This is a genomic window from Pseudoalteromonas rubra (assembly GCF_004212645.1).
Classification (GTDB): domain Bacteria; phylum Pseudomonadota; class Gammaproteobacteria; order Enterobacterales; family Alteromonadaceae; genus Pseudoalteromonas; species Pseudoalteromonas rubra_G.
The window spans coordinates 1-11196 of the sequence record NZ_PPUZ01000060.1 but is presented as its reverse complement, the minus strand read 5'-3'; the positions used below and the strand labels follow the sequence as shown (position 1 = coordinate 11196).

Sequence of the window (11196 nt, the reverse complement as noted above, 5' to 3'; positions counted from 1 at the left end):
TAGATCTTGCTAATATCCAATCTTGCAATATACTTGAATGCAGGAGGTAATTGTTATGAGACTTGAAGCCGCTATCCGGCTGGTAGCCGGCAGTATGCTAATACTGTCATTTTTACTCACCTGGTTTATGGATCCGCGCTGGGTGTGGTTCAGTGTGTTTATTGCATTGAATCTGATGCAATCCGCCTTTACAGGCTGGTGTCCTATGATGACCCTGCTCAAAAAACTTGGAATGGAGAATTAATTTATGCTGACATCCCCACAGGACATTTTAAAAACCGTCCGACCTAACCAGCGTTGTATCAGCGCGCAGCAAGCCAAAGCAGAAATCGCCACCAACCAGGGCCTGCTGATTGACGTGCGTGAACCTCAGGAGCATCAGGAAAAAGCGGCCCCCGGCGCGGTGAATATTCCGCGCGGCGTGTTGGAATTTCAATTACCTAATTTGGAAAAAGACCCAAGCCGACCACTTTATCTGCACTGTGCTGCAGGTGGCCGGGCAGTATTTGCCGCTGAACAGCTGACCCGCATTGGCTACCAGAATGTCAGCGTGATCACCTGTAAAGCGGAGGAAGTGTGTCAGGTTTTTGCCTGACGCGCTGCCATCTCGATGCTTGATGAGGTCACACTCTGATAGAGCCAGACCATGCGATCCAAAAACCAGGTTTTACTTAGGATCACACCCAAGGCGCCAACACTGGTGCTGATGGCTTCTTGAAACCACAAGCCTGCAGCGCATACCAGCGTGCTCACGCTCAGCACCGTGATGATCACTTTAATCACCTGATAGTGCACCAGCGGCACCCGTTCCAGCTGATAGATCAGGATCTGTTCGCCCAGCACCGCTTGTGACGCCCAGTTATGGGTGTCTCTGGGTTTACTGAAGCATCTGGGATTGAGCCAAACCCAGAGCAACAACACCACCAACACAGGCCAAAAAGCCATTCCCAGCCAGTCACGCCACCACAGGCAGGCAATCAGTAAAGGCAAACAGGAGTAGCGACTCCAGACACTCCAGGGGTTGGCATGGCGCGCCCATACTTCTTCGCTCATAGTGAAATACTTGGCAGCAGTTCGTTGCATCATATCGACCTCACGGGATCAGTTTACTTATCAGGCAGTGTAGCCAGAGTTCGCGTTACCCTCTGTTTAAAAATGTCAACGGCCGGGTACATTTTCTGACCCTTTGGCGCAACTCGCTAACAGCGCAGGTAGTCCCCGGATCTTAAACTGAGCACACACCAGTAAAACATTTGGCTCACTCAGTAAGGGATATCACTATGGTTAAAGGCTTTTCTCTTCTCGCTTCGGGACTCATTATCAGTGCACTGCTCGGTGGCTGCGGCGACACCACAGATCATCGCACCGCAGTACAAAAGCATCCCGGCGTGTGGCAAAAAACCGCCTACGGTGAAGTGCTTGATATCACACCACAGCGCGTGCAACGCTATGAATTTAATACACACGCTTGTATTAAAGTTGCACAATATGGATTGCCACAGAGCAGTACTGAGCCGCGGATAACCCAGGCACAGCAACGCAGCAAAGCGCAACTACAACTAACCTACGCCGGTGAGGTCTATCCACATATTTATGAGCGTAAGGCGACGCTTCCGGATGTTTGCCGCTCGCCGTTATCTGTCGATGCCACAGCCAGTCCAACTCAGGTCTTCGAATACTTCTGGCACGCCTTTAACGATTACTATGCCTTCTTTGCCCTGCGTGACATGGACTGGCAGGCACAATACGCCCATTACCGTGCCAAAATCCACGACGAGATGTCCGATGACGCGCTGTTTCAGATACTGACCGAGATGATTGCGCCGCTTGCCGATGGCCATGTGTCGGTCGCCAGAACGCCGGGGCGTCCGTTTTTTGTGATGAAAGACGCCCCCATTTTGCGCGCGGCTCGGGGCACCACAAGCTATTACCTGCGCTACGACGTGCAGCTGAGCGACGAACAGGTGTTCTCTGAGCTGGTGCTGGACTCATTGAATGTGAGTCAGCAATACCTGAGCCGTGACAGCATCGGCAGCTTTGCGGCCCAGCAGGAGGAGAAAACCTTGCTATGGGGTAAGACTGAGGACAACATTGGCGTGCTGGTGATCAATAACTTCTCCCTGTACAGCAGTGAGCCGGATGCTGACGAGACAGAACACCTCAGTGCAGCCACAACGCTGATAGACAGCATCATCACGGAGCTGACCGACACCGATGGTTTGATCCTGGATATTCGCAACAACATTGGCGGCGATGATGCCATTGCTCTGGCCATCGCCTCCCGATTCAATACCTCTAAGCGCCTGGCATTCAACAAACAAGCATTGAATCGGGCGGGCCAGGGGGTATTGCTCAGCCAGTCTCTTCAGGCTCACCCCGAGGCATACACCCGACCCGTGTATTTGCTGACCAGTCAGCTAACCATCAGCGCGGGCGAGGTCTTTGCCCTGACCATGATGCACCTGCCGCAGGTCACTTTACTCGGCGAGGAAACCGCGGGTGCTTTATCGGACATGCGTTTTTTCACCTTACCCAATGGCTGGGAAATTTCGCTCTCCAATGAAGTCTACCGGGATGCACACGGCACTTTGTATGAACACAGTGGCATTCAGCCAGATATTGCCGTGCCTGCCTTTACTATGCATGCACTCGAAAGTGGTCGCTTTGAAAGTTACGATCACGCTCTGTCGTTACTCGGTAAAGATCCCACACCACAGCTGACAGTGAAGGAGTTTGAACGCCGGCTGAGCGCGCTGCAGCAACAGGGCAATATTCCGGCCGTGGCCGTTAATATTATTCACGATGGCCAGTCGGTCTATCAACAAGGCTTTGGCCGCGCGGATGAGCTGGGCACGGCAGTCGATGCACACAGCCGCTTCTATCTGGGATCTGTTAGCAAAACCCTGTTGGGCGCTACGCTTGCCGATGCGGTTGAACGGCAACTCGTTGATCTCGATGCGCCGGTCATGGATTATCTAAATTTCGCCATCGACTTTCCGGCTCCCCTGTCTCAGGCCATTACCTTGCGTCAGTTGATCACCCACACCAGCGGTATCATGGACACAGAGCAGGTGTACCGCTGTAATTACTTTGTCCATGCCGACGGCAGCAGTTTGTATAACCGACTCACTCAGAACACAGCCTGTGGCGAACCGGCAAACACAGAGCTAGGCCATTTTTTTGCGGCTTATCTGTCACAATCCAGCGCGAGCTATCAGCCCAGCCATTTTGTCAGCCGCTTCGGCCTGACTAATAATGAAGCCGCTGTGTATACCAATATCGGCGCCGCCCTGGCAGGGTATGTCACCGAGCAGGCAAGCGGGCGGTCGCTCACTCAATTAACCCAGGACAGTGTTTTTACACCACTGGCAATGCACCGCAGTGAATGGGCCATTGCCCAGCCAGAAACACCGGTTGTGCAGCGCTACATTCACCATCCACAAACGCATACTCTGATCCCTTTGCCTGACTACGGCAATATCACCTACAGCGAAGGCAGTGCCGTTTCTACCGCCCATGACCTGGGGAACTTTTTGATAGCCACCATGCAGCAGGGTAAGCTTAACGGCGCACCAGGGCTCAAAGCCAGTGTGGTGGCAAAGATGCTGAGCCCGCAAACAACTATCCCGAGTATCTCGGTAGAGCGGGGCTTTTTCTGGGGTGTGGATGGCGACAAAATCTATCACAGCGGTGATGATCCGGGCGTGCTCACCCAGATTTACGGTGACTTACGTCAGCAACGCGGTTTTGTTTTGCTGACCAATGGGGATTCTGGCAATGACAGCAGCGCTCAGGCTTATGACGACATAGAGCAGCTGGTGCTCACCTTCAGCTACGGCTTCAATCATACGGAAACCAACCAGCCTTAAAAGGTGCGGGTTTGTGTGCTGAGCGCCTCTTCTGACAGCAGTTGGGGCGGGATAGCCGGGAGTTGATACGGCGCAACCAGCTTATCAAGTACTTTATTTTTTGCCATCTTGCGCATGTGCTCGCTGAACGCCTGTCCCACATGGCTTTGTGCAAACGTGCGGCTCATCGCCATATGGCCGTAAATCACCTGAGTATGCCGATAGTCCATCTTCCTCAGCTGATGCGCAGGCTGAGCCAGCACATTCATGGCCAGATCGGCGGTGTCCTCCACCGCAATCACCAGATCGACCCGCCCTTTCAAGACCAGATCGACGGCCACCCGCTCTGAGGGCACTTCAACCTTGTCCAGACGTGTGTCCTGGTCAAAGCGAGGGAAAAATGCAGCGCCACGCATGATGGCGATCCGTTTTCCAATCAGATCCTCGTAGCGCTTTACAGTTACGCCGCTGTGCTGATGACCATAAAAAACATAAGAGGAAGACAGGGCCATATAAGGGGGCGTTACAAACGCCATCTGGCGTTCACGGTCCGCCGTTCTGACCAGTCCCCCCATCACATCCACCTCACCCTGCGCCAGCATGCGAATACAACGAGAAAATGGACAGGGCACGGCTTTGACAGCGATGTCTTCGTCACTGTGGTGTTTAATGTAGTTGATAATATCGAGGATCAGGCCTTTGGCATTGCCCTTTTCATCCAGGGCGCTATAGGGAGGGGCGTGGTCGATGGCGACCAAAATTTGCTGGTGATCCGCCACAGCCTGCTTGGTTGAACACAAGCTCAATACGAGCATGATTGCTAAAAAATACTTCATTGCACTACCTACCTCTTGGGCAATTCAGCAACCTCATTCGTCTCCATGTCACAAATATGTCATAAAAAGATAAAATCTGAATCGATAAGATAACACAAGGATCCAGTGCTTACTCTGGTTTTTTGTGATTTATTTCACTTTGATGACTTGAGATCACCTGGTAGGGGCGCAGCGCAAAAGACGGCATCACCGTCAGCACGTGATCCAGTAAGTCGGCCTGCAAATGCTCATAGGGCACCCAGCGCTTATCGCGGCTAAAACAGTACAATTCTACCGGCAACCCATACTGCGTCGGCGCCAGCTCCCGCACCATGCACAAACATTCCGGATTCACCTGAGGATGGGCTTTCAGATAGGCTTCGGCATAACGGCGAAACAAAGACACATTATTCCACTGCTGCTCTGGCGTATCTTGCATTATCTGAGCAACCTCGGGCAGTGTTTGGCTTAGCGTGCTCAGTTGTGCCTCACTCAACAGCTGAATTGAATCAAAGTCGACATAGACTGCACGCTTGATCCGCCGGCCATTGGACTCTTGCATCGCGCGCCAGTTTTTAAACGAGTCGGAAATGATTTTGTAGGTCGGAATGGTCGTGACTGTGTTGTCCCAGTTCCGCACCCGCACCGTGTTGAGCCCCACTTCGATCACCTCACCGTCGGCACCAAATGCATCCACCTGGATCCAGTCTCCGGTTGCCAGCAGTCGGTTTGCAGCAATCTGAATACTTGCTACCAGGCCCAAAATGGTGTCCTTAAACACCAACAAGGTCACGGCGGCGATGGCACCAAACCCGGATAAGATATAAGTTGGCGACTTATCTAAAGCCAGGCTGATCACCAAAATGGCACAGACAATGAAAATCAGCAATTTGCTGACCTGCACTAAACTCTGAATAGGCACACTCTTGGCAAATGGCTGCTGGTTATAAATTGCATTCACTATGTTGACCAGGCTGCTTAATAAGAAGCCAATGCTGATCACCAGCAACACCTGAGAGACCACCCCAAAAACCTTGAATAACCACACCGGGGCAATAAACAGAGCCTCTTTAAATGCAATGAACAGCAGCGTACACATCACCAGGGAGAAGCGCCCGCTGAACTTGCTCAGATAGGGGGCCAGAAAGCCTATTTTGGATGTGGAGTTCTCACTTAAAAAGTGCTGAATACGGGGTAATAACCACTGGCGGATAAGCCAAAAGACCAGCAGTAAGATCACCAGCGCAAGTACGTTGGTGCCTATGATCAGTAAGCCTGAATAGGGGGTTGCACCCACCCAGGGGGCCAACACTTCGCTGAGATGCGTTACCTTCATGCTTGTTTCACCTCATCAACGCATAGTGTATCGCTCGCATGCTGTTGCTCCCAATAAGCCGCCAGCTGGGCATCTTTGTCGAGCCATAACTGATTCAGATACCCCTGAAAGGCCACCCGGTATTGCTTGTCTGTCTGATAGTTGCCCAGCGGTACTGTGTCCATCGATAACAGGCGAATACGCACATCAATGCGCTGCAACTTGCCACACATAAAGCTGCGGCAAATATGTTGATCCGGGCTCTGATAAATCACGGTGGCGTCGAGCAGGCCATCCAGTTGCTGGGCTAAAACCTCTAACGCAAAGGCGACTCCACCCGCTTTTGGCTTAAGCAGATATTGAAATTCCCTCCCCTGACGCTGATGTTTTTGTGCGGTAAATCGGGTACCTTCAACAAAGTTGATCACGGTGGTCGGGTGCTGTCGAAAGTGGCGACAACTGTGCCGGGTGCGTTCTACGTCCATCCCCTTGAGTTTGGGATTTTTGGCGATTTTCGCCTTACTTGCCCGCTTCATAAAGGGCATGCCCAGTGCCCAGGCACCGGTGCCGATCAGTGGCACATATTTGAGTTCGTCTTTAAGAAAAAACTTAGGGGCCGGTAAGCGTTCGAGTGCGCTTAGCACCACAATATCTAACCAGCTGATATGATTGGCCACCAGCATATACCAGGCCTGCTCACTCATTTGCTCAGGTAAATCCAGCGATATCTCAGCACAACCGAGCCAGAGCCCCAGGCGGTTACCCCGGCACCAGCCTTTATACGCCCGGTGCAACAGTTCTGACACGCCACGCAGGGGTAAAATGCACTTAACCAGGCCCAGTGCAAACACCACAACGCCCCACAACAGGGTATTGGCCAGTAGTATCATAGTGGCCAGCATACCGACGAACCAGGCTGGTAAAAACCTTCTTAACATACCACCTCCTTTACCTGAATGATGCTCAGGACTGCTGCGACTTTTGCTGCTGCTCAGCAGACACCTCGGGACTGCTATGGTTGCTCACCAAGGCCTCTAATTGCTGATCTTTTTGCCCCCACAGCCGGTTCAGTTCGCTTTGGAAGCGCACTCTGAACTCATTGTCATTGCTGTAGTCGCCAATCAGATCGGCACTGACCGGCATCAGTTCAATCTGCACCGTTACTTCATCAACACGCCCGGCCACAAAGTCCATAAAGCTGGGAATACCGCCCGGATAATGAATGGTAACATTCACCACCTGATTGATTTGCTCACCCATTGCCTGCATTACAAACGCGATGCCGCCGGCTTTTGGTTTAAGCAAATGCTTAAACGGGCTGCTCTGACGCTGATGCTTTTGCGTGGTAAAGCGTGTCCCTTCTACAAAATTCACGATACTCACCGGCATGGTTTTGAACTTTTCACACGCCTTGCGTGTGGTTTCAACATCTTTGCCACGCAGCTTAGGGTTTTTCTTGAGCTGGCTTTTGCTGGTTCGTTTCATAAACGGGAAATCCAGCGCCCACCAGGCAAGCCCAAGTACCGGCACGTACAGCAGCTCTTTTTTCAGAAAAAAGTTCAGAAAGGGGATTTTACGGTGTAACACCCGCTGCAAGATCAAGATGTCTACCCAGCTTTGGTGATTGGCAATGACCAGATACCAGTCCTGGGCTTTCATCGTGTCTGGCATGGAGACCGTAAGCCGAAACGGCGACACAATCGATTGATTAAGATTGTTGCCTGCCACCCATAAACTGGCACACCCTTTGGCGATACGACTGGCTACCTTTTGTAAGGGCGAAATCGGTAATAGTTTGATCACGCCCAATAAAAAAATGGGTATGAACCAGATCAGTGTATTGATAGCGTATAACAGTAACCCCAGAACCTGACGGATTAACGACATGCAATGTTCCTTTACTACGACTGACAATGGCCTGTCTGACTGAGTACACAGACCACAGGATAAGAATAACGAACTGGCCCTATTACACCATACCGCGCCCTTGGCTGCCAAGACTCCTTAGGCAGCCAGCACTGACGGGTGAATGATTAGGGAATTAGTCTTCAAAATAGGTATAACCGCTGAGCCCGGCATGTAATTGTGCCAGATAGTCGGCTTTGGTCGCCTCATCAACCGCCAGTGCAGAGATGTGCGTGGTAAAGTTCTCAGCCAGCGCGGCTTTATCATAGTGTACAAATCTCAGTACATCTTCCACACTGTCGCCTTTAATGGCGTTGCTCAGCTCGTACCCTGTCTCGGTGAGTTCCACATGCACTGAGTCGGTATCTCCGAACAGATTGTGTAAATCACCAAGAATCTCCTGATATGCCCCGACCATAAACATCGCGATATGATATTGCTCACCGGGCTGATAAGGCGGAATGGGCAGGCTGGATTCAATCCCCGCGCCTTCTACGTATTCTCGGATCTGGCCATCCGAGTCACAGGTAATATCCTGGATCACCGCGCGCTGAGTGAGCGGCTGATCCAACGCCGCAATAGGCATCACCGGGAACAGCTGCTGGATCCCCCAGACATCGGGTAAAGATTGAAACAAAGAGAAGTTCACGAACAACTTATCCGCGAGCTTTTCATTAAGCTCATCAAGCACCTCACGGTGAGAGCGCGAATGAATATTCAGACACTCTCTGACCCTTTGCAGGATAGTAAAGTACAGTTGCTCAATTTGCGCCCATTGCTGCATGCCTATCAGGCCGTGCACATACTGGTCATGACCATCACCGAACAGATGCATGGCATCGTGGTAGGTTTCTATGGCCAGTCTGGGCGTCAGCCTTTGCAATGATGACCACAGCTCCTGCTGGATATGATGGGCAGATTGTGCCGGCATACTCGGAACTGTCTGGTACGGCGCTTTTTCAACGTCTATCACATCGGTGATCAGCACCGCGTGGTGTGCCGTCAATGCCCGGCCGGATTCAGTGATAATATCCGGATGACGCAACCCGTGCTGCTCTGCCACCTCGGCAAAGGCGCCGACCACATTACGAGCATATTCCGCTACCGTGTAGTTCATTGAACAGGCGCTGCGAGAGCCGGACCCTTCATAATCCACGCCCAGGCCACCACCCACATCGACCGTTTTTAATGGCACGCCCAGCTGAGACAACTCGGCATAGTGGCGGGCACACTCGCGCAGGGCACGCTGAATATCACGGATATTGGCGATTTGCGAGCCAATATGAAAGTGCACCAGTTGCATTAAGTGCAGTTTACCTTGCGCTTTGAGCTTATCGACCGCACTGAGCACCTGGCTGGCCGTCAGACCAAATTTGCCTTTTTCTCCGCCTGTGTTTTGCCACTTGCCTTTACCAATGGAGTTAAGACGAATACGAATGCCTATGGCCGGCTCAATGCCCAAAGTCGCGATCTCTTTGAGCAAGGTATCCAGCTCAGAGAGTTTCTCAATCACGATTTGCACCTTGTGGCCCATCGCCTGACCTATCATCGCCAGACGCAAAAACTCGCTGTCTTTATAACCGTTACAGACAATGGTGATGGGATCTTTGGCAATCCCCAAAATGGCCATCAACTCCGGCTTAGAGCCCGCTTCAAGACCAACCAGGCCGCTCGGGTGCGCCAGTAACTTGCTCACTACGGAGCGCTGCTGGTTTACTTTGATAGGGTAAACACAGGTGTACTGCCCCTGATAAGACTTGGCGGCGGTTGCCTGTGAAAAGGCCTGTGTCATGGTCTCAACACGGCTGTTAAGAATGTCAGTAAAACGCACCAGCACCGGCAAGGTCAGGCCCTGCTCTTTAAAGCGCTCGGTTAACTCAACCAGCGAAATCGCCGGTTTTGCGCGATCACCATCGGGATAGGCAACCAGCTCCCCCTGATCGTTGATGTCAAAATATCCTTCACTCCAGTGCGTCACGTTATAAGTGGCACGTGCGGTTTGCAAACCCCAGGTCATGGCAATCTCTATTAACTTGCTTTACAGACTGCACATTTTAATACTTATGGCCCAGATGTGACAATCTTTTGCCACCCAAAGCACAAAACACACCCGCCATTTGATACACGCTGCACCACTTTGTGAGCCGACAAGCTCACTTTGTCCCTAACCGAGTCGGCGTTTATACGCTAAAATAGATTGAGCTGGGGCGAAAGCGCTGGCAAAATCTCTGAAAATTACATCTGCATGAAGGCAACAATGTCAAATTTAGAAGCTAACCGCTGGTTTACCGAGATCAGCGACCGTGATGGCAGCGCGTTCTCACTGCGCGTTAACCGTAAACTGGACGAGATCCAGTCGCCATTTCAGAATGTTGAAATGTATGAGACCACAGACTTTGGCAATCTGATGATCATTGACGGCTGTACTATGGTCAGCACCCGGGAAAACTTTTTCTACCATGAAATGATGAGCCACCCGGCTTTATTTTCTCATCCGGCACCTAAAAATGTGGTGATCATTGGTGGTGGAGACTGCGGCACACTCCGTGAAGTGCTCAAGCACCCTGGTGTAGAAACCGTGACCCAAATCGACATTGACGAAGTCGTCACGCAAATGGCATTAAAATATTTCCCAGAGCTGTGCGCCTCTAACGACGACCCGCGCGCCACTGTGATGTTTGATGATGGCATCAAATATATGCACGACGCTGCACCGGAGTCAGTCGATGTGGTTATCGTCGATGGCACCGATCCGGTTGGACCGGGTGAAGGCCTGTTCAACCACGCGTTTTACACCAGCTGTCTGAAGGCGTTGCGCCCGGGCGGTATTCTGGTGCAACAAAGTGAGTCGCCGCTGATGCACATGACCCTGCTGAAAGAAATGCGCCAGGCCATGCTGGATGTAGGCTTTGTTGATCTGCAAACCCTGCCATTCCCGCAGCCTATCTACCCAAGCGGTTTATGGTCAGCGACGCTGGCGCGTAAAGGCGAGCCGTTTAATGGCTTCCGTGAGCAAGACGCCGAGCAGGCTGGCTTTGACACTGAGTATTACAATACCGGAATACACAAAGGTGCGCTGGCAACTCCAGGGTTTATGCGCCGAGCCTTTGAAAGCAAAGATTAATAGCCACACTCGCAGCGTTTATCCAGATATAAAAAACCCGGCATCAGCCGGGTTTTTTATAGTCTTATACCAATCCGCATAATTAAGTAACCAATCTTGAGGCGAGTAAATCTCGGCGATAACGAGGCAAAAATTTTGCTCTTTAGTTGTTCTAAATGAGAAATTTTTAACACTGTTAACGGCAGATTT

The 11196-nt window shown here is 51.6% G+C and carries 10 protein-coding genes; 4 read left to right on the top strand and 6 right to left on the bottom strand.

The features are described 5' to 3' along the window. Window positions 1-55: 55 nt before the first annotated feature. Both C3B51_RS18985 and C3B51_RS18980 read left to right on the top strand, forming a co-directional pair. The gene (locus C3B51_RS18985; protein ID WP_046006921.1) at window positions 56-244 is read left to right on the top strand and encodes a YgaP family membrane protein; all 189 of its coding nucleotides are present in this window, start codon (window positions 56-58) and stop codon (window positions 242-244) included. A 3-nt stretch (window positions 245-247) separates the two neighbouring features. Then, window positions 248-595, top strand: coding sequence for a rhodanese-like domain-containing protein (locus C3B51_RS18980; RefSeq protein WP_125784244.1), 348 nt, complete (start codon window positions 248-250; stop codon window positions 593-595). Here C3B51_RS18980 and C3B51_RS18975 read toward each other — a convergent pair. Next, window positions 580-1086, bottom strand: coding sequence for a DUF6653 family protein (locus C3B51_RS18975; protein ID WP_130246056.1), 507 nt, complete (start codon window positions 1084-1086; stop codon window positions 580-582). The two genes, C3B51_RS18980 and C3B51_RS18975, sit on opposite strands and share 16 nt — an antisense overlap. A gap of 194 nt (window positions 1087-1280) precedes the next feature. Here C3B51_RS18975 and C3B51_RS18970 point away from each other — a divergent pair, with 194 nt between their 5' ends. Next, window positions 1281-3869 (top strand): serine hydrolase, encoded by a 2589-nt coding sequence (locus tag C3B51_RS18970; protein WP_130246055.1) that lies wholly within the window; start codon window positions 1281-1283, stop codon window positions 3867-3869. On the opposite strand, the gene C3B51_RS18965 is transcribed toward C3B51_RS18970, so the two are convergent. From C3B51_RS18965 to speA, 5 genes are all read right to left on the bottom strand, one after another. Next, window positions 3866-4684 (bottom strand): substrate-binding periplasmic protein, encoded by an 819-nt coding sequence (locus tag C3B51_RS18965; protein WP_130246054.1) that lies wholly within the window; start codon window positions 4682-4684, stop codon window positions 3866-3868. The two genes, C3B51_RS18970 and C3B51_RS18965, sit on opposite strands and share 4 nt — an antisense overlap. Window positions 4685-4793: 109 nt before the next feature. Next, the gene (locus C3B51_RS18960; protein WP_130246053.1) at window positions 4794-5999 is read right to left on the bottom strand and encodes a mechanosensitive ion channel family protein; all 1206 of its coding nucleotides are present in this window, start codon (window positions 5997-5999) and stop codon (window positions 4794-4796) included. Further along, a complete protein-coding gene (locus C3B51_RS18955; protein WP_130246052.1) occupies window positions 5996-6916 on the bottom strand; it encodes an acetyltransferase in 921 nt (306 codons plus the stop codon). Before C3B51_RS18955 ends, C3B51_RS18960 begins: the two co-directional genes overlap by 4 nt. A 25-nt stretch (window positions 6917-6941) precedes the next feature. After that, window positions 6942-7865, bottom strand: a complete 924-nt coding sequence (locus C3B51_RS18950) for an acyltransferase (RefSeq protein WP_130246051.1) — start codon at window positions 7863-7865, stop codon at window positions 6942-6944. Between the two features lie 154 nt (window positions 7866-8019). Further along, the gene (speA, locus tag C3B51_RS18945; protein WP_125721264.1) at window positions 8020-9900 is read right to left on the bottom strand and encodes a biosynthetic arginine decarboxylase; all 1881 of its coding nucleotides are present in this window, start codon (window positions 9898-9900) and stop codon (window positions 8020-8022) included. A 240-nt stretch (window positions 9901-10140) separates the two neighbouring features. Here speA and speE point away from each other — a divergent pair, with 240 nt between their 5' ends. Continuing rightward, the gene (gene speE, locus C3B51_RS18940) at window positions 10141-11007 is read left to right on the top strand and encodes a polyamine aminopropyltransferase (RefSeq protein ID WP_046006929.1); all 867 of its coding nucleotides are present in this window, start codon (window positions 10141-10143) and stop codon (window positions 11005-11007) included. Window positions 11008-11196 lie beyond the last annotated feature (189 nt).